Here is a 19,740-nt window from a genome sequence, read left to right as displayed (position 1 = left end):
GAACACTCCCGCAACATGGCAATGTCGCTAGAGTAGTCAGCGGGTCCTGTCGGCGCTTTCGCCCAATAATGAAAAAAATTTAATGCGCCGCAACACGCCGTCGGAGCGCGTATCCATGTCGCCGCAAAGCACCTGCTAAGGTGCCGGGTTCAGCACATAACCCGCACCCACCACGGTATGAATCAGCGCCACCGGAAAATCGCGATCCACCTTCGCCCGCAAGCGATGCATGTGCATATCAATGATATTGCCGCGCGGTTCGAAATCGTAATTCCACGCTGCCTCGAGCAGCATGCTGCGCGTGACGACCTGCCCTTCGCGTCGCGCCAGACATTCGAGCAACAGGAATTCGCGGTGCTGCAGGCGTAGATCGCGGCCGCCGCGCGTCGCGGTTCGCGCCCGCGTGTCGAGCATCAGATCCGCGCATTCGAGCCTCTCGCTCATCCTGCTGCGATCCGCGCGCCGTGCAAGCGCCTCGATTCTCGCCAGCACTTCGACGAAGGCATACGGCTTCACAAGATAGTCGTCGCAACCGGCGCGGATGCCCTCCACGCGCTCGTTCAGCCCGCCGACCGCGGATAGCATCAGCACCGGCGTGGTATCGCCGCCTGCCCGCAATTGCTGCACGAGGGCGATGCCATCGAGCGCCGGCAAAAGCCGATCAGTCACAATCACGTCGTAGATGCCCTCGCGCGCGTACGCGAGCCCGGTCGCACCGTCGGCCACCGCGTCGACAATGAGACCGCTCTCGCTCAACCCGCGCGCCAGAAAATGGCTGGCGCGCGTATCGTCTTCGATCAGAAGGACTCGCATGCGCTAATCAAGGCAATGAGGACTTACATTAAAATTTTTTCATGTTGGCGCGAAACGCCTGTGCGGCTTCACGCGGCATACTGCGGACATCGCAGGTACGAGCGTAGTGTAAACGGCGCGGTTCGCGCAGGCTCGACACGCGCTCACTTCTGGAAAAAGGCATGTCGAATGTATTGGTCGTCGAGGACGACGAGCAAACCCTCGCGGAGATCGTTGAAGCGCTCACCGATCACGGCTGCAAGGTGCAGGCCGCGAGCACGGGCCGTGACGGTTTGATGCTCGCGGTCGCCAACAGTTATGACGCCATCGTGCTCGATCGCATGTTGCCGGGTGGCCTCGAAGGGCTCGGCATGCTGGCGGCGTTGCGCAGCGCCGGCGTGGTCACGCCGGTATTGATTCTGAGCGCCCTGTCCGCGGTCGACGAACGCGTGCGCGGCTTGCGCGCCGGCGGCGACGACTATCTGACCAAGCCGTTCGAATTCATCGAGCTGACCGCACGGCTCGACGCGCTGATGCGCCGGCGCGAAGCGGCACCCGGTGTGCAGGAATATCAGGTCGGCCCATTGCGTCTCGACCCGCTCAAGCGCGAAGTGAGCTGCGCCGGCCGTCCGGTGTCGCTCTTGCCGCGCGAATACCGGCTGCTCGAATACCTGATGCAGCATGAGGGCCAGGTGGTGAGCCGCACCATGCTGTTCGAGGCGGTGTGGGATTACCGGCTCGACGAGCGGACCAATGTGATCGACGTGCATATCAGCCGCCTGAGAAAGAAGCTCGACCCGGACGGGACGGCTCCGATGATCGATACTGTGCGCGGTTCGGGGTACATGCTCCATGCGCCTGACTGACCTGCACCGCACCACCGGCTTTCGCCTCGCCACGCTGTTCCTGATGCTGTTCGGCGTGATCGCGATACTGTTGTTCGGCTACCTGTACCGCGAGATCACCGGCTTCGAACAGGAACGTATCGACGACTGGCTGATGCGCGAGCACGCACAGTTGACACGCGAAGAGCCGGATGAACTGGTCGCGCGATTCGAACATCAAAACCAGTTCGATCCGCGCCACCAGCGCCCGTTCGGTCTGTTCGACGCTGCAGGAAAACATCTTGCCGGCGGCTACGCGGGCGATGAACCGGCTATCCCCGTGTTCGACCAGCCGTTTTCCATGCGGCTCGCGAAGCTGCCCGGCCACCCGCCCGGCCGATGCATTGCCGCGCGCGTGCCGGATAGCCGCATCGCATTGCAATGCCAGAACACCCGCGAACTCGACCACTTCGACGAAGAACTGCTGCACGCGCTGCTTTCCACCGCCATGATCACACTCGTGATCGGCCTGGTCGGAGCGGGTCTGATCGGCATTTCGGCCATGCGGCGGCTCGACGCGGTGACCGCCTCGATCGAAGAAATCGTCGCCGGCAATCTCAGCAGGCGTTTGCCGATGTCTTCGAAACGGGACGACGTGGATCGGTTGGTAGGCGTCGTGAACGGCATGCTCGACGAAATCGAACGGCTCATGAACGAAGTCAAGGGTGTGTGCGATGCGATCGCGCACGATCTGCGCACACCGCTCACCCGGATGCTCGGCGGACTCGAACGTGCGCAGCGGCGCGCCAAAACCGATGCGGAGTATCGCGCGGCGATCGATGAAACCATCATCGAGACCAGCGGGCTGCTGCGCACCTTCAACGCGCTGCTGCGCATTTCGGAAATCGAAAGCGGCGTGCGCCGTGCAGGTTTCGCAACGGTCGATCTGGCTGCCGTCGCCGACGACGTCTTCGAATTCTACGATCCGACTGCCGAAGACAAGCAAATCGCCTTCGAATTGCAGCGAACGGTATCGGGGCCGCTTGAGATCCAGGGCGATCCGAATCTGCTATTCGAGGCACTAGCGAATCTGGTGGAAAACGCCATCAAGTTCGCACCGCACGGCGGCCATGTGCGGATCACGGTGTTCCGCGACAAGACCGGCGCAGGCATCACCGTTTCGGACGACGGGCCAGGTATCGCGCCCGCCGAACAGCAAGCGGTGCTACGGCGCTTTTATCGCGGTGAAGCGAGCCGCCACACGCCCGGCAGCGGGCTCGGCCTGAGCCTTGTGCTGGCGGTAGCGGGCATGCACGGCATGTCGATCCGTTTCAAGGACACGACGCCCGGATGTGAAATCCTGTTGTACAAACCGACCGAGTAGTGTCGCGTGCACAGTGCGTGCGCCCGGCGTCAAGACTCACTGATCCGGAAGCCGTCTGCTTCGATCGGAACGATTCGTGCGGTGCTAGCGGTAAGGGACCGCAATGTAATCGCCAGGCGGCCAGTAAGTGGCCGGTAAGTGTTCCCGTCGCACTATCGCATCGACTGTCCTTCGCCACGGCCGAAGCGCTGCATGGCTAGTACCTCTTTGTCATTTTTGTACCGGGAGTCCCCCGATGAAAAGGCGCGATCTGAATACTCTGGCGCTCGCCGTCACGGTGCTTCTTTCATCGGGATGCGCTACGGGGCCCGGGCGCACCGCAGGCGACCCGCTTGAACCGATGAACCGAACCATCTACTCGTTCAACGACAAGGTCGACAGATACGCGGTCAAACCAGTAGCAACCGCCTACCAGAAGGTGACGCCGACGCCAGTACAGACGGCAGTCCGGAATTTCTTTTCCAATCTCGGCGATATCGGCAACTTTGCCAATGACCTGCTGCAACTGAAAGCGACAGACGCGAGCGAGGATGTAGTGCGCTTTGCGTTCAACTCCACCTTGGGGATTGGCGGCCTGATCGACTGGGCGACGCCTGCGGGCTTGCCCAAGCACCATCAGGATTTCGGCCTGACGCTTGCGCACTATGGCGTACCGATTGGCCCATATCTGGTGATGCCGTTGTTCGGCCCGAGCAGCGTGCGGGATGTCAGCGACGTCGCGGCAGGCGTTCTGCTCAACCCGTTCGCGGCCGCACCAGTTGCCGTTCAGGTGTCGGTGACCGGCACTCGTATTGTCAGCAAACGCGCCGATCTTCTAAGCGCCTCGGACCTGCTTTCACAGGCCGCGATCGATCCCTATTCGTTCACTCGCGACCTCTACCTGCAGAGGCGCCACATGCTCTCGACGAGATCCGCCGACGCCGACAAGTTGCCGGACTACCCAGATCCCTCACCTCAATAGCGGCATGGCCGAAGCATGACAGTCTGCGCAGCTCACCGTTAAGTGTCTGGTAAGCCATGCGCGTCCAGTATGAAGGCCGACTTCATCCGACTGTGGGAGCGTGTCCATGAAAGCCAGTACTGTGACCGCACTGCGCGCCAACCTCGTGCTCTTTTCGGTTTCGACAGTTATCGCGATCGTCCCGTGCGTCAGTCTCGCATCGCTGCTCGGCCTGCTCGACGACGGCACGCCTACATTGCCTTACCAGGGCAGCATTTTTCTGCTCGGCGCCGTGATCATGCTGGCGCTGCGCTGGCGTGCGCGGCAAGCGTTCGACGCAGCGAGGCTCGCGCATAAGGTTCAACTGATCGGGAAGCACGATCTCGTAGCATCGATTGCCGATGACTGCCCGTTTGCGTGGCTGGTCCAGTTGCACCTCGAACTGCGTGGTCATCAATGTATCCACTGACAACAGGTGTAAGCATGAAAAGTCTCGGTTATTGGCTGCTGCTCGGTTTGCTGCGGCTACTGTCGGTTCTGCCGCACGCGCTAGTTGCACGAGCCGGCAACGCGCTTGGCGCCGCGCTGTACACGCGCATGTCGAACACGCGTGTCTGCGAGCTCGCACGGCGTCAACGGGGACGGTTCGGAGCAGATATGATTGAACGCAGCGCAAGTGCGAAACAAGTTGTCCGGCTGCTGCGCTCAGGCGTTCCCGTGATGCTGGCGGCGGACATGGACCACGGAACAACGGGTTCGGTGTTCGCGCCGCTCTTCGGTGTGCCGGCCTGCACGCTCACGTCCGTGTCACGCCTCGCCAGGTTGGGCGGTGCACGCGTCGTGCCCTTTGTGACCGAGGTATTGCCCGCATTTCGCGGCTATAAGCTGACGATCTTCGATTCGCTCGAAAACTTTCCCACGGACAGCGAAGCGCTTGACGCATGCACGATGAACGCGTTTCTTGAGAGGCAAATCCTGCGCCTTCCCGACCAGTACTACTGGGTCCACAGACGCTTCAAACACCGCCCGGCAGGTATGCCCGCAGTCTACTGAAATCTTTCTTGCGACAGCGGCGGTGAAGAAAAATGGTGGCCAAGTTGTTCGCCCTGGGTGCCGCATTTGCGGACACGGTTATCAGCTACATGCGTCCCTTCTCGGCCAACGTCCTGACGAGGTCATCCGCAGTGGGCACAATCTTGCCGAAGTAAAGCCCGAAGTTAGACAGCGCAGCATCATGCATGGCCGGATCGCAATCGGCGCACGCGTCTGAAACCAGCGCGCAGCCGAAACCCCGGTCAGCAGCATCCCGTGCTGTCGTCTCGACGCAGCAACTCGTCACCACCCCAGTGAATACCAGATTTTTGATCCCCATACGATCCAGGACGTTCTGAATTTCACTACCGTTAAACGCACCTTGCGTGGTCTTGCGAATCACAGTCTCTCCATCCAGAGGAGCGACCTCCTCGCGGAACGCATAGTCCGGATTTCCCGTCCACCATAAGTCCTCGATGCCACTGGCCCTTTCCAGCATGCCCGACCATTCGCGAAACCGTATCGGGCAATCACGCATATCTCGATACGCCGACCCAATTGCAAGGTGAATGACCGGTCTTCCCATTCGACGAAAGGCATCGAGCAACGTGCGAATTGCAGGAATGGTCGTGCGCTCAAGCCTTTCGAGGTAGTAATGCATCGAACCGGGTTCTATCGCTTCGCATGCCTTGACCCAGCCACGGTCGGCTGCGGCGTCGCTGTACTGAACGTCGACCACGACTAGCGCCGTGGCGGTGCAATCCGTGAAGTCGATGTCTGGAATCGTCGATGCCAGGCTTTCAAACGCCACCTGCGCAGGAATTGACTCATGCATGTCGGGGTCCTCGATTCAGATTGAACGTATCGCCCTCTCACGACGGCGGTACGCATTCAAGTCGTCCATGCGGGACACTTGATCGTGGCTGCCATTGTGCATATATCAGATAACACGCGCATGCGTTAAAGCGACGGCCAGATACGTTGCCGCGACACCTGCATCGGTCGACCCTGGTGATCGACGCAACCAACTGAATTCCGCATGTTCGCCCCTGCGAGATATGCCGGAACAAAAACCCTCGAAGCATTGCTGCATCAAGGGTTGACGGAATTTCCGGGAATCGGCTGGAATACAACTTGGTACCGGGGACCGGACTCGAATACTGCCGCGTCATCCTTCACCAACAGGCATCTGCGGCTCTACGCGGAAAAACATACCACCAGAAATACCACCAAGCGCCACACGCTGTGTACCTGCCCTCCTGCCGTTGATTGTTGTCGCAGAGACAACACGGTGAGCTCCTTTGCAGAGCTACTGCCGCAAGACGACCACGCTTACGCTTTGTCCTGACGGTAACGACACACGCTGCCTGATGCAAGCCGTGAAACACAACACTGTAAAAGAAACGTGCAAACGCGCACAGCAAGTCTTCACTGCCTTGCGCGCCCACGTCATTGGCCGCGGCAGCAAAAGCTGTTGCGATGCGTGTTACGCAGCACCTCACCAACCGAGGAACGATCCGTGACAGAAGAAGATATCCGCAACAACGCATTTGCGATGCCCGTACACAATCCGGCGTATCCGCGTCCGCCCTTCCGCTTCGTCAATCGGGAGTACTTCATCATTTCATACGAAACGGACATTGATGCTCTTAAGGCCGTCGTTCCGGAACCGCTGACGGTCGACAACGCAATCGTTCACTACGAATTCATCCGCATGCCCGATTCGTCGGGGTTCGGCGACTACACGGAAAGCGGCCAGGTGATCTCGGTGCTGGATGAGGACGGCAATCGCGCCAACTTCACCCACGCGATGTATCTGGACGACGAAGGCCCGATCGCAGGCGGACGCGAAATCTGGGGCTTTCCCAAGAAGCTGGCTTCACCGAAGCTCTGCGTCGATGGCAAGGACACGCTGCTCGGCACGCTCGACTACGGAACGCAGCGCATCGCCACCGGAACGATGGGCTACAAGTATCGCGCGCTCGAGACGGCGGCCGAGCGCCGCAAGCTCGCGGACACGCCCAACTATCTGCTCAAGGTCATTCCGCACGTCGATGGCTCGGTACGCATTTGCGAACTGGTGCGCTTCTTCCTGCGTGACGTCGATGTGATCGGCGCGTGGGAGGGTCCTGCAGCGCTCGAGCTGCATCCGCACGCGCTCGCATCGGTTGCCGATCTGCCGGTTCGCAAGGTGATCGGCGCACGTCACATCATTGCAAATCTCACGCTCGACGTCGGCGAAGTGGTCTATGACTATCTCGCCCCTGCCGAGTCGTTGAAACTCGCAGTCAACCAGTAAGCTCTCGGAGGACGTATGGCATTGAATGATAAGGTCGCGCTCGTTACGGGTGCAGCAAGCGGTATCGGCGAGCAGTGTGCACGTAAGCTCGCGTCAGACGGCGCGACGGTCGTGATCGCGGATCTGAATCTCGCGAACGCTCAAAAGGTCGCTGAAGGTATCGTTGCTAACGGCGGTAAAGCAATCGCTGTTGCAATGGACGTAACCAGCGAAGAAGCGGTCAATGCGGGTGTCGCCGAAACGTTGAGCCGGCTGGGCGGCATCGACGTGCTCGTATCGAATGCAGGCATCCAGATCGTCAACCGGATCGAGGACTACGCATTTTCCGACTGGAAGAAGATGCTGGCCATTCACCTCGATGGCGCGTTCCTGACGACCAAGGCTGCCATCAGGCATATGTACGCGTCGAACAAAGGTGGCGCTGTGATCTACATGGGCTCGGTGCACTCGCACGAGGCGTCGCAGCTCAAATCGGCGTATGTGACCGCGAAGCACGGGCTGCTCGGTCTCGCTCGGGTTGTCGCGAAAGAAGGCGGACCGCGTGGCGTGCGCGCCAATGTCGTGTGTCCGGGCTTCGTCAGAACCCCGCTGGTCGACAAGCAGATCCCCGAGCAGGCGAAGGCCTTGGGAATCTCCGAGCAGCAGGTTGTGAAGGACGTAATGTTGAAGGAGACGGTCGACGGCGAATTCACGTCGCTAGCCGATGTCGCGAACACGGTTGCATTCCTCGCCGGCTTCGAGTCGAGCGCGCTCACCGGACAATCGATTGTGGTCAGCCACGGCTGGTTCATGCAGTAAGGAGACAACCATGTATCCGAGCCAGCGCAACAAGCTGCAGCAGCCCCATCGCATCAAGCTCCCCGCATATGACGAAATCGGACTCGTGCTGCAGGGTGGCGGCGCCCTGGGCTCATATCAGGCCGGCGTGTATGAAGGTATGGCCGAAGTCGGCGTGGAACCGACGCGAATATCCGGAGTATCCATTGGTGCGCTGAATACGGCGATCATCGCCGGCAATGCGCCTGCGGACCGGGTGGAAGCGCTTCGCGGCTTCTGGAACACGATCAGTCAGCCGGCAGATTTCTTCTCACATATCGGTGCGCGCATTCCAGCATGGCCGGGGTTTGAAAATATGGGGCGCAGGTGGTCGAGCGCATGGGCCGCGACGCGCACGCTGATGGAAGGTCAGGACGGGTTCTTCTCCCCGCGCACGCCTATGCCTCTTGCAGGGCTCGGCAGGAAACGTCCAGACCAGGTCAGCTATTACGACACGTCGGCGTTGCGTGAAACGCTTTTGCGGTACGCAAACTTTGATCGCATCAATGACGGGAATATTCGCGTATCCGTTGGGGCGGTCAACGTGCGAACAGGCAATCTCGTCTACTTCGACAATTCGACAATGCGTCTGGCACCGGAGCATTTCATCGCATCCGGCGCGCTGCCACCGGGCTTTCCAGCCGTCGAGATTAATGGAGAGTTCTACTGGGACGGCGGGCTGGTTTCCAACACGCCACTTACCGAGATCATCAAGGAAAGCCAGCATAAGGACACACTCGTTTTCCAGATCGATCTGTGGAGCTCGCGAGGCAAGCTGCCAGGCGACTTCCTCGACGTCAGCGAGCGCACCAAGGACATTCAATATTCAAGCCGTACGCGAGCGATCACCGCGTTCATGTCGCAGAACCAGAAACACGCGCAGATGATCAAGGCGCTGCTCGAACACATTCCCGAAAAATTGCGGCTTGCGCACCCGTTGTTGCGGGAGGCGCAGAAAACAGCGGACGGCAGTGCGGTGAATGTCGTGCACCTGATCTACAAGAACAAATCGTTCGAGGGGCACTACAAGGACTATGAATTCAGCAAGGATACGATGCGCGAGCATTGGGCGAGCGGCCTCGAGGATATTCGCCGTTCGTTCGGACACCCCGAGTGGTTCGATATCCCGAGCCGCGAAATCGGCTTCGTCACGCGGGACGTGCACCGCTATCGACAGGAGGTCAACGAAATCGCCGGGCTGGGCAAGGACGCTTTGCCGCCATTGAAACGCTCGCTGGAGGAAGAACTGTCTGGCGCAAAGTAGCGCGTATCGACTCCCTCCCTCGGTAGCTCTATTTCCGCTGATCAGGCAAAAATGAACCAGACATCCCTGCCTCGATTGCGCCATGACGCGACTTCATGGCAAACCAGAACGAAGACGGTCCGGTCATGTGGCGAGCGCGGCATCGGGGCGTATGCATCCTGGGAGTCGTATCAGGGCTTCAGCCGTCTGATGCAGGGCGCGGCGGCGTCGCCAAATACCCCGTGTTTTGATGCGACCAACACGCTTGACGAAAGCCTGATCGCGCTTCTCGATCTGCGCGCCTCACAAATCAATGGCTGTTTGTTGTGCGTTCAACACCATCTTTGCCGTGCCCGTAAGGCAGGGGTGCCAGCGGCGAAAGCCGAGAACATCGGCGCATGGCGCTGCGCCGGTGTGTTTTCTCCGTGTGAGAAAGCTGTACTTTCCTGGGCCGAACATCTTGCGGCCATGGCCCGGCAGTCTGTTCATGACGCAGTGTGGCCGAGCTTGCAAGGCTACTTCAGTGACATGCAGATCGCCGCATTGTTTATGTACTGGCGTTGCAGCGAGTTGTGGTCGGGCGATGGCGTTCTTCGTTCCTGCACCGTCAATATGCCGGTCACTATGGGGCGAGCGTTAGGCAGCCCGGTTCAGGCGGAGCGATGAACGATCCTCAAGACGGGTACGTGCAGGCCACAAGGAGAGCACCATGTTGTCCCATGAATTGATCGCGCGGTACGGAATGTTAGTCGTGTTCCTGAATGTGCTTGGTTCTTCGCTTGGCCTGCCGTTGCCTGTCTTACCGACATTGATCACCGTTGGAGCAGGCACCGCGCTCGCCATACACGTTGCGTCATCGACGTTGTTGCATTTAGCGACAATGCTAGGCTCCGCTGTGATTGGCGGTGTGCTGGGCGACCTGATCTGGTTTCAGGGTGGCAAGCGATACGGCGAACGCACGCTCCATACCGTTTGCAAACTGTCGCTTTCGCGCGAGACGTGCGTCAGGAAGACGGAGCGCTTCTTTGGGCGCTGGGGAGTCCGCGTGCTGGTCGTTGCGCGCTTCGTACCTGGCTTGTCGCTCGTTGCCGTGCCCCTGTGCGGCGCAATGGCCGTCAGGTTGCGCTCCTTTGTCTTGCATGATTGCGCGGGCGTTGCGCTGTGGGCATCGGTTGGGCTGGCTATCGGTACACTATTCGCGTCGCAGATCGACGTGGTTTTCGTGCTTATCTCTCATCTTGGCTGGCAGGCGTTGATCGTGATCGGCATCGCACTGGTGCTTTACGTGTTGTATCGATACTGCCGGAGAATCATGCTGGCAAAAGCGCTCGAGAAGGCGCGGATCAGTGTGGGCGAATTGCATGCATTGCTCGCGAACAACCCGCGGCCAATCCTGTTCGATATCCGCTCCGCCGAGCGGAGAATGCTCGATCCGTTTGTCATTCCAGGCGCCGTATTTGCCGATGAACGGAAACTGCCGCAGATCGTGGAACGCTATGGGGCGAACCGGACGCTCGTCATCTATTGTTCATGTCCAAACGAAGTCTCTGCGGCGTGGATGGCCAAGCGGTTGCGACTGGCCGGCGTCAAGCTTGCATTGCCGCTTACTGGCGGTATCGATGCGTGGCGTGTGGCGGGCTTCGACGTCGAGCCGATAGTAGCGATGAACGACGCTGCAATCAGTGGAGAAGAGAGAAAACTTTTCGCGCATTAATTACAGTCGTGTCTACAAAGCGCCAGGGCGGCCCACGAGAGGCGCCCTGACCTGTACCGGAGTCTAATCCGACGCTTCGACGCCACAAGAATCCACGGGCGACCGCTTCCAGCCATCTCCGGCCCATTGACCAATCGAGAACTTCGGCCAATCCTCGTACCGGGGAACTAACGCCGTGAGCACGCCCACACATCCATCGCAAAAAAAAACGGCGCACGATGTCACAAATAACAGTGCTGATACGTCTGGCCTAGCATGGACTCCCCGAACCGCGCTCCCATCTCAGCTTTCCCATCACGCTCCCCCGCCGCCAGCGCCGACGATCCGTTTGCAAGCAGATTTGCGACCAGTTACGCTGGCGTCGTTTCCTTTCTGGCCGTTGCCAGCGAAGGCAGCTTTGCCCGCGCGGGCGATCGCCTCGGCATCGGTCGCTCCTCGGTTAGCCGCAACGTGCAGAAACTCGAGGCCCAGCTCGACACGCGTCTCTTCCTGCGCACGACTCGCAGTACGTCGCTGACGCGCGAGGGCGAACTCTTCTATGAGAACTGTCAGCCGGGTATGGAGCGCATCGCCCAGGCGCTGGAAGACATGCGGGAGCTGCGCAACGGGCCGCCGCGCGGCCATCTGCTCATCGGCTCGACGCCTGGCTTCGGCCGCAAGATTGTCGCGCCGCTGCTGCGAGGCTTTCACACGCAATATCCCGAGATAGCCCTGGAACTGTTGCTGAACGATCGCCCCGCCGACGCCGACTTCACTGCCGATCGCGTCGACGTGTCGTTTCGCGATGGACGCATGGAGGACAGCGGAATCGTAGCGCGGCAGTTGATTCCGATGCAGATGATCGTCTGTGCATCGCCCGCTTATGCGCGGATTCACGGCTTGCCACGCCATGTCGGTGAACTGGCGAATCATCGCTGCATCAACTTCCGGTCGGCGTCCGGCCGCGTCAGGGCGTGGGAATTCAAGGTCGACGGTCTCGCACAGCGGCACCAGCCTGCCGCGCTACACACGTTCAACGACGCGGATCTGATCTTGCAGGCGGTGCTCGATGGGCTGGGCATCGCGCAGTTGCCGGCCTATCAGGTTTGCGATCTGATCGGCAACGGGAAACTCCTCCCTTGCCTCGTGCAGCATGCACCCGAAGACGGCGGCCACTACCTCTGCTATCTGAGCCGCAAGCATCTTCCGGCCCGGATCCGTGTGTTCATCGACTACATGACCGAGCAGACCAGAGCACTCGATCTGCAGTGTCTGACGACGATGACGACGTTATCGGTGGTCGAATGATGACGCTCCGAACGACGCTGCGTTGACTGATGTTTCTGATGCAACACAGCGGGTCCCTCGGCGGCCCTACCACATGACGTAGCGCACGCCTAAGATGCTTCCTGTACAGACGGCACGCGAATCGCGGCCAGTCCGGTAAAACACTGTCAAGCACATACGAGGCGCGCCATGACAACATTGCGTCCACCGCCGCTGACATTGCTCGAGAAGTATTACGGGCAAGATGCGCAAACGCTGTATTCAACCACCGTCACCGTAACAGGCGGCGACGCAGGACACGGACGCGCGTCGGGCATTGCCCGTTCCGATGACGGACAGCTCGCAGTCGACCTGCGAATACCGGAGGCACTGGGCGGCCCTGGCGGCGGCACGAATCCGGAGCAGCTATTCGCGGCGGGCTACGCGGCCTGCTTTCATGGCGCGCTGAGTCTGCTTGCAGCGCGGTCGGGCATTCCGATTCCCGGCGCCTCCGTGGGCGTCACGGTCGACTTCGGCCGCGACCCGATCGATGGTTTGTTCAAGTTGACGGCGCACACCCGCGTCCGTTTGCCAGGTATCGAGCGCGCGGTCGCCGAGGAACTGGTGCGCAACACGGAACGCTTTTGTCCTTACACCAAGATGGCACGACACGGAATTGAGAACGTCGTCGCGCTTGCGCCGTCGGACGATGACAGCAACTCATAACGCGACGCGCTTGACGCCTTGAGGAAACCTGAACATGAGCAAAATCGGCTCTGTCGCAGTCAGGCGGTCCGCTGCGATGAGCGAACCGACATGAACGACTGAAACTCTCCTTTCCGACTGCGCATGACGCGCCCGCGAGAGGCGCTCCGCCGTCACCGCAACGGGGCACGGTCGTACGTTACCGGCCGTAGTAGGCAGCAAAAGACGCCTTGCCGAGTACCTTGTCGCCCAACGCCTTGTCCAGTGCAAAGCCATGCAGGGCGGCGGTACCCGTCTTCGGAATGCCCGCTGCGGCGTAGAAGTCGTCGACCGACAACGCATACAGCGTAAAGATATACCGGTGGGGCTTGTCGCCCACCGGCGGACAGGGGCCACCATAGTTACCGTTGCTTCCAACCGCGCCTGTGTCCTGGAAGTCGTTCATACCGGGATTGGCGCCGACGGGCAAACGGGATGGATCGTTGCCGGCACCTCGCGGCAGTTGTGTAACGGCTGCGGGAATGTTGTAGACCGTCCAGTGCCACCAACCGCTACCGCTCGGTGCATCCGGATCGTATACCTGCAGTGCGAACGACCGCGTCCCAGCCGGCGCATTTTTCCAGACAAGTGCGGGCGACACGTTTCCACCAGTACAACCGAACGCGTTGAGCACGAATTTGTTATCGATCTTGCCGCCAGGAGCAATGTCGGGGCTCGAGAGCTTGAAGTCGGTCGGCGGCTGCGCAACGGCCGACGCAGCCAGAAGAATGGACAGACTTGTGGCGGACAAAAGGCGGCAAAGTAGCTTCATTGAAATCCTCGCGTATGTGAAGTGGTCTTACTCAGTGAGCACCCGCCGCCCCGCCGCCGCCCTTGCCGGGCTTGGTGAGCCAGACCAGCGGAATGATCACAATGAAGATCATTGACGAGAGCCAGAAAATATCGTTCAGCGCGAGCATCGCAGCCTGCGCATTCAGCGAGTGTTCGAAAAACGCCACGGCCTGATCCATGCCGCCGCCGAGCGTCGCGTGGAGGTTCGCGATGGCGCTCATATAGTCAGGGTTGTTCACGCTTGACTGTTCGGCGAGTTGCGCATGATGCAGGATCGTACGGTCGTTCCAGCCCGTCGAGATCAACGACGTGCCCACGCCGCCCGCGAACACGCGCACGAAGTTGGACAGGCCGGCGGCCGCCGGAATCTTGTCGGGTGACAGCCCAGACAGGACGATTGCGGTAAGCGGCGTAAAAAAGAGCGCCATCGGAATGCCTTGCAGCAGCGTCGGCAACACCAGGGTATAAGGGTCGACGCCCGTCGTGTAGTGCGAGCGCATGAAAAACACGCCTGCAAAGCCGAGGAAGGCCAGCGTCGCGAGTACCCGTGCATCGGACTTCGGCATGATCTTCGCCATCACGGGTGCAAGCAGCACGGCGAAAATCCCGAGCGGCGCGGTCACGAGACCCGCATCCACCGAACGATAACCGAGATAACCCTGGATCCACTGCGGCAAGATAACGAGGTTCGAGAAAAACACCGCGTAAGCGACCGAGATCGCGATCGTGCCGCCGCGGAAATTGCGTCCCGCGAAGAGGCGAAGATCGACAATCGGGTTCTTCTCCGTGAACTCCCAGATCAGGAAGAACAGGAAGCTGATCGCCGCGACGACCGCAAGAATGCAGATCACGGGCGAGCTGAACCAGTCGAGATCCTTGCCCTTGTCGAGCATGATTTGCAGTGACGCGACCCACACGACGAGGGACATCAGGCCAACCTTGTCGATGGGCAGTTTGTGCGCCGGCGTCTCGCGGTCGCGGTAGATCATCCACGTCACGGCTGCGGCAAACAGGCCTACTGGAATGTTGATGTAGAAGATCCACGACCAACTGTAGCTGTCGGTGATCCAGCCGCCCAGCGCAGGACCTGCGATCGGCCCGACCGTCGCCGTCATCGCCCACAGCGACAGCGCCGTCGAGCTTTTTTCCTTCGGATACGAGCTAAGCAGAATGGCCTGCGAAAGGGGAATCAGCGGGCCCGCGACGGCGCCCTGCAGTACACGCGCAGCGAGTAGCACGATCAGATTCGGCGCGACGCCGCACAGCCACGACGAGAACACGAACAGCACGATCGCAGCCACGAACAGCTTGATCTGGCCGACGCGCTGCGTGAGCCAGCCCGTCAGCGGAATCGCGACGGCATTGGCCGCCGAGAATAGCGTGATCACCCAGGTGCCTTCGTCGACGGATACGCCGAGGTTGCCCGAGATGGTTGGAATCGCAACGTTGGCAATGGATGAATCGAGCACGTTCATGAACGTCGCGAGCGCGACGGCGATTGTCGCGAGAACCAGCTTTCCGCCTGTCAACGGAGGCGGTGCAAGTTGCATTGGGGAATTCATCTCGCTTCCAGTCTGAAGTTTTCGACAGGTCCGGCGCATTGATCCGGCCTGTCAGACTATTGAATGAACCAGGACGCGACTGCGCTGCGCGCCCCGGGATGCAATTCAACCTGCTCGCTGTTTAGCGCCACTCTTGTCGCTTGCGTCGCGCTTTGCGGAAGACATCGACGATACGACGTTGCCCGTGGACGCAACATGCAAACGGACAATGTTCTGCGCGATGATCTTCCCGATCTCGGCATCTGCCTGCGCGCCGTATTCGGCAAACACATCCGTGCGATACGACGTGTTCATCGCCGCGCCGAGCTGCGGGCCCGTGTCGTTGCGCGTATCCACATCGACATTCATCGACAGGCCAATTCGCAGCGGATGCGCTTCGAGTTCCTTCTGATCGAGCTGGATGCGCGCGGGCAAGCGCTGGACGATCTTGATCCAGTTACCCGTCGCGTTCTGCGCCGGCAAGCTCGCGAACGCGCTGCCCGTACCCGCCGAAAAGCCGACGACGCGGCCGTGATACTTAACCTTGCCGCCATACACATCGGCCGTCAGCGTGACGGGTTGACCGATGCGCATGCTGCGCAACTGGTTTTCCTTGTAGTTCGCGTCAACCCACACGCCGTCGAGCGGCACGATCGCCATCAACGGCGTGCCCGGCGACACGCGCTGGCCGACCTGCACCGATCGCTTCGCGACATAGCCTGTGACGGGCGCGGGCAACGTGTTGCGCGCATAGGCAAGATACGCATCACGCACTCTCGACGCGGCGGCTTGCACGTTCGGGTGCTGTTCGATCGTCGTGCGGTCGGTCAACGCCCGGTTGGCTTCCGCTTGTTGATGCGCGGCGTCGAGCGCGGCCCGCGCGGCCGTCACGGTATCGCGCGCGTGCGCGATGTCTTCTGCCGACACGGCGCCCGTATCGGCGACGGCCTGGCGGCGGCGCAGATCGTCCTGCGCGCGTGCCAGATCAGACTGTTTCTGTGTGACGTTCGCTGCGTAGAAATCGTTGTTCACGTAGAGGCTGCTCACCTGCCTCACGGTCTGCCCCAGCGTCGCCTCGGCGTTGCCGAGCGCGACTTTCGCATCGGCGTTGTCGAGCGTAACGACGGGGTCGCCCGCCTTCACGATCTGCGTATCGTCGGCATTCACGGCGACGACGGTGCCAGCCACCTGCGGCGTCAGTTGCACGAGGTTGCCGCTGACGTATGCATCGTCGGTGGACTCATGGTAGCGCGCATAGGTCGTGTAATACGCGCCATAAGCCGCCGCCGACACGACGATAGCCACACCGAACAGCGCGAGCAGCACCTGGCGCTTGCGTGTGTTGGGTTCGTTTGCAACAGAAGCTTTCGTCTGTGCCGCGTCATGTTTCGCGCCCGCCGCTTGCATCGCTCGGGGCTCCGTTGCATCGATTTCACTCATTTCAAGTCTCCAGACAGATTCGGTAGGCAGCCGCTCAGCGCGCGGCGACGACAGGCGTGTTGGGTGCGGACGCATCGGCGCGCGGCGCTGCTCCGGAGTTTGCGTTCGACGTGTCGACGAAACCGCCGCCCAGTGCGGCAGCCAGTGCAATCTGTTGATCGAGGCGGTTCATGCGCAAATTCGTGACGCTCTGATTGGCGGAAAGCGCGTTGACGTCGGCGTTCAACACGGTCAGTTGATTCGTGAGACCGGCCTTGTATTGCACAAGCGCGAGTTCGGCGGCTTTGCTAGCGGCGTCCTGCGCGGTCTGCGCATCGACAAGCTGCACATCCGTCGAACGCACGTCGGCGAGTTGCGTGGCGACTTCGCTCAACGCGGTCACGAGCGCCTGGTTGTAGGTCGCGACGGCATAGTCGAAATCGGCATAGCGGCCCTTCAGTTGCGCACGCAGTTCGCCTGCGTCGAAGATCGGCAGGTGGATTGCCGGACCGACCGATGCCGTCCGGCTCGCCGCCGTCAGAAAGCGGCCGAAGCCGAAAGCGTCGAGTCCGATTGCGGCGCTCAGGTTGATGTCGGGATAGAACTCGGCCTTCGCTTCCTTGACGTCGTGCGTCATCGCGTCGACGCGCCAGCGCGCTGCGACGATCTCCGGGCGGCGGCTCACGAGATCGGCGGGCAGGTTGTCGGGCAGGCGCACTTCGTCGCCAATGCCAAGCGTCGGCCGTGCGATCTGCAGGCCACGGTCGGGACCCGCGCCGAGCAGCGCGGCGATCTGATAGCGCGTCGTGAGGATCTGTCCGTCGAACGATTTCAACGCAGCGCGGCTCGTTGCAAGATTGGCCTGCGCGGTCTTGCGTTCGACTTCCGTTTCCAGGCCCGTCGCGATGCGGCCCGCTGTGATACGGTCGATCTGCTCGCGCTGCGTGATTTCCTGTTGCGCGATATCGCGCAACGCATAGAGACGCCCAAGCTGGTTGTACGTGCGGGCGATCGACGTCGTCAGCGTCAGCTTGACGACTTCCGCGTCGGCCTGGCTCGCCCGAAGCTGCGAGATTGCCGCTTTCAGCGCTTCACGGTTCTTGCCCCAGAGGTCAAGGTCATAGGAGGCGCCCAGCAGGCCCTTGTTCTCCGTCTGCCACGAGCCGCCAAATGGAGGCGGTATGAATGTTGTATTCGAGAACTGTTGACGTGTGAGCGAATAGCTCGCGTCGACGCGTGGCATCGTGCTCGCCTTCGCGGTTTCGCTGTATGCCGATGCAGCCGCAGCGCGGGCACGCGCCTGGTCGAGCGTCGGGCTGCTCCTCAACGCTTCGTCGATTAGCGCCTTCAGTTGCGCGTCGCCGAACTGGTCGGCCCAGTTGGCGGCGGGCCAATGGCCTTGTTCGGCGGGAAGGCTTTGCTGGGTCGCATACTGTTGCGGCTCAGCCGTTTTCGCGTCGCTGTGGATGCCGGCGTAGTTCACGCACGCCGACAGCACCGCCGCTAACATCGCCGAGACACCCAGCTTCAGCGCGCGTGATGCGCGCTGTCCGGTGTGTGACTGAATGCTCATTTTCTGGCCTATCTGATCGTTGAGTAAAAGAGTTCTTCGTAGCGAATCACGGAGCACATCTGGTGCGGCCTCGGCATCATGCAGCGCGACCTAAACTGCGACTGTCCCGACGAGTCCGCTTCGCGCGGACACGGAGGGCATGCATTCTCCCCTCGCAAGCGCAAACAGCATCTTGATACCTGTCCAAGGATTCCTTAAGCACCGGCGTACCTGCTCACTACGCGCGACGCCTAGTACACACCATGTGCAGAAGTGTTCGCAGTTATTGGTCAGCAACTGATACCGGTCTTCGCCGAGGCGGGATCTGGCTCTCTCCACGGCATCAGTCCCGGTATAAATGGCGTCGGGTTCAGATTGAATTTTTATGCCTTTTTCTGCTGCAAAACCGTGCAACGAAATATATTCAATGGGGCGCCGTTTCGCCGAATGATGAAAGCCCCCATAGTGAATAACTTGTCCATTTCCCGCATAAATTCCGTGGTGTGTATAGCCTTTCCGTTCACTAACAAGATGGGCGCCAACTGCGATAGCGCATCCTGTGCTGGTCAACGCCGGCGAAGTTGCGAGCCAATCAACATATGGAGTTTCCATGGCGAGCCACCCATGTCATATCCGCGATGAGTTCGGTACCACCGGCGGACCTCGTTCACAAACACACCGAAGAGCCAATCACCCGCCTGCGGGCCGAAGGCAAAGCAAGTCCTTCCGAGGAGGCTCCCCTCAGGAAAAGTGACCACCTCATCACAGTGGATTTACATTCACCCGCCGCCGACAAATGGGCAGCCAGAAAGATCGAGCAGTGCGGTCGCTCCCAAGCACACTCATGCGGATTGCCAATTCAGCTGGATGTCCGCTTTACGAGCCGCATGTTTCAGTTCTCATGCCTCGCTGGTTATGGAAAATCGCGATCTGGGAGGCGAATATCAGACTTCAGAAAATACCGCTGAACGAGACAGCAATTGCAAGCCCGACACTGACCGCAGATAGCATGATCCAGCCTGCAAACACCGACAGGGGTCCGAGACGAAGCATGACGCTCTCCACTAACGACCTCAACGACCGGCCAACTCAGTCGAGTCGATCGCGATGCCATGTCGGGAATACTAGGCGCCGAGTCCCTACCTTGGTAGATACGCATCACAGCACTCACTGTTGCCTCGTAGACACCAATAGGTACCGCCACGATACTGCGCCCGAACTCAGCGAGGGGAGCACTCTTTCACTATCTGCACGCTCGAAAGAAAGGATCGGCGAATTCGTGTTACGTGGGTCTCCACGGAACACTAGTCTTACTGTGTCATATATCCTGAGGACCACTGCTTCGATGAATGGTGCAAGCGTTGCGTGAGCCGTAGTCCGAGCAAGATGCGCAACGTAGTGAT

The 19,740-nt window shown here is 60.3% G+C and carries 18 protein-coding genes and 1 pseudogene; 12 read left to right on the top strand and 7 right to left on the bottom strand.

Features of this window, described 5'->3' with window-relative positions:
- Positions 1–135 precede the first annotated feature (135 nt).
- Positions 136–813, bottom strand: coding sequence for a response regulator transcription factor (locus P3T25_RS14405; RefSeq protein WP_154562644.1), 678 nt, complete (start codon positions 811–813; stop codon positions 136–138).
- 161 nt (positions 814–974) lie between these two features.
- Between P3T25_RS14405 and P3T25_RS14400 the strand changes: the two genes are divergently transcribed.
- From P3T25_RS14400 to P3T25_RS14380, 5 genes and pseudogenes are all read left to right on the top strand, one after another.
- Positions 975–1,658, top strand: a complete 684-nt coding sequence (locus tag P3T25_RS14400) for a response regulator transcription factor (RefSeq protein ID WP_093633662.1) — start codon at positions 975–977, stop codon at positions 1,656–1,658.
- Positions 1,645–3,000, top strand: coding sequence for a sensor histidine kinase (locus tag P3T25_RS14395; protein WP_429358268.1), 1,356 nt, complete (start codon positions 1,645–1,647; stop codon positions 2,998–3,000). The genes P3T25_RS14400 and P3T25_RS14395 overlap by 14 nt, the downstream gene beginning before the upstream one ends.
- Positions 3,001–3,235: 235 nt before the next feature.
- A complete protein-coding gene (locus tag P3T25_RS14390) occupies positions 3,236–3,961 on the top strand; it encodes an MlaA family lipoprotein (protein ID WP_171925431.1) in 726 nt (241 codons plus the stop codon).
- Positions 3,962–4,067: 106 nt separating this feature from the next.
- Positions 4,068–4,409, top strand: coding sequence for a hypothetical protein (locus P3T25_RS14385; RefSeq protein ID WP_266237142.1), 342 nt, complete (start codon positions 4,068–4,070; stop codon positions 4,407–4,409).
- Positions 4,410–4,519: 110 nt separating this feature from the next.
- Positions 4,520–4,993 (top strand): annotated as a pseudogene (locus tag P3T25_RS14380) (lipid A biosynthesis lauroyl acyltransferase); the annotation flags it as partial.
- A gap of 85 nt (positions 4,994–5,078) precedes the next feature.
- Here P3T25_RS14380 and P3T25_RS14375 read toward each other — a convergent pair.
- Positions 5,079–5,783, bottom strand: a complete 705-nt coding sequence (locus tag P3T25_RS14375; protein WP_429358267.1) for a cysteine hydrolase family protein — start codon at positions 5,781–5,783, stop codon at positions 5,079–5,081.
- Positions 5,784–6,491: 708 nt separating this feature from the next.
- Between P3T25_RS14375 and P3T25_RS14370 the strand changes: the two genes are divergently transcribed.
- The 7 genes from P3T25_RS14370 to P3T25_RS14340 all read left to right on the top strand — a co-directional run bounded on the left by P3T25_RS14370 (position 6,492) and on the right by P3T25_RS14340 (position 13,015).
- On the top strand, positions 6,492–7,271 hold the full coding sequence (locus P3T25_RS14370) for an acetoacetate decarboxylase (RefSeq protein WP_171925427.1): 780 nt from the start codon (positions 6,492–6,494) through the stop codon (positions 7,269–7,271).
- Between the two features lie 15 nt (positions 7,272–7,286).
- Complete coding sequence (locus P3T25_RS14365) at positions 7,287–8,069, top strand: 3-hydroxybutyrate dehydrogenase (RefSeq protein WP_171925426.1); 783 nt, start codon at positions 7,287–7,289, stop codon at positions 8,067–8,069.
- Positions 8,070–8,079: 10 nt separating this feature from the next.
- Complete coding sequence (locus tag P3T25_RS14360) at positions 8,080–9,351, top strand: DUF3734 domain-containing protein (RefSeq protein WP_171925425.1); 1,272 nt, start codon at positions 8,080–8,082, stop codon at positions 9,349–9,351.
- Positions 9,352–9,402: 51 nt separating this feature from the next.
- On the top strand, positions 9,403–9,996 hold the full coding sequence (locus P3T25_RS14355; RefSeq protein WP_171925424.1) for a carboxymuconolactone decarboxylase family protein: 594 nt from the start codon (positions 9,403–9,405) through the stop codon (positions 9,994–9,996).
- Positions 9,997–10,039: 43 nt separating this feature from the next.
- Entirely contained in the window at positions 10,040–11,044 is a 1,005-nt protein-coding gene (locus P3T25_RS14350) for a DedA family protein/thiosulfate sulfurtransferase GlpE (protein WP_171925423.1), read from the top strand.
- Between the two features lie 255 nt (positions 11,045–11,299).
- On the top strand, positions 11,300–12,331 hold the full coding sequence (locus tag P3T25_RS14345; RefSeq protein ID WP_171928981.1) for a LysR family transcriptional regulator: 1,032 nt from the start codon (positions 11,300–11,302) through the stop codon (positions 12,329–12,331).
- Positions 12,332–12,499: 168 nt separating this feature from the next.
- Complete coding sequence (locus tag P3T25_RS14340) at positions 12,500–13,015, top strand: Ohr family peroxiredoxin (RefSeq protein ID WP_171928982.1); 516 nt, start codon at positions 12,500–12,502, stop codon at positions 13,013–13,015.
- A gap of 178 nt (positions 13,016–13,193) precedes the next feature.
- On the opposite strand, the gene P3T25_RS14335 is transcribed toward P3T25_RS14340, so the two are convergent.
- From P3T25_RS14335 to P3T25_RS14315, 5 genes are all read right to left on the bottom strand, one after another.
- Positions 13,194–13,805: a YbhB/YbcL family Raf kinase inhibitor-like protein gene (locus tag P3T25_RS14335; protein WP_171928983.1), complete on the bottom strand. Its 612-nt coding sequence runs from the start codon at positions 13,803–13,805 to the stop codon at positions 13,194–13,196.
- 31 nt (positions 13,806–13,836) lie between these two features.
- Positions 13,837–15,387, bottom strand: a complete 1,551-nt coding sequence (locus tag P3T25_RS14330; protein WP_266237153.1) for a DHA2 family efflux MFS transporter permease subunit — start codon at positions 15,385–15,387, stop codon at positions 13,837–13,839.
- A gap of 105 nt (positions 15,388–15,492) precedes the next feature.
- Positions 15,493–16,806, bottom strand: coding sequence for an HlyD family efflux transporter periplasmic adaptor subunit (locus P3T25_RS14325; protein WP_171928985.1), 1,314 nt, complete (start codon positions 16,804–16,806; stop codon positions 15,493–15,495).
- A gap of 34 nt (positions 16,807–16,840) precedes the next feature.
- On the bottom strand, positions 16,841–18,358 hold the full coding sequence (locus P3T25_RS14320) for an efflux transporter outer membrane subunit (protein WP_233469081.1): 1,518 nt from the start codon (positions 18,356–18,358) through the stop codon (positions 16,841–16,843).
- 90 nt (positions 18,359–18,448) lie between these two features.
- On the bottom strand, positions 18,449–18,949 hold the full coding sequence (locus P3T25_RS14315; protein WP_233469082.1) for a lecithin retinol acyltransferase family protein: 501 nt from the start codon (positions 18,947–18,949) through the stop codon (positions 18,449–18,451).
- Between the last annotated feature and the right edge of the window lie 791 nt (positions 18,950–19,740).

Origin of the sequence: Paraburkholderia sp. GAS32 (assembly GCF_050434225.1) — a bacterium.
Taxonomy (GTDB): Bacteria; Pseudomonadota; Gammaproteobacteria; order Burkholderiales; family Burkholderiaceae; genus Paraburkholderia; species Paraburkholderia madseniana.
This window is presented reverse-complemented; position numbering and strand designations above follow the sequence as displayed.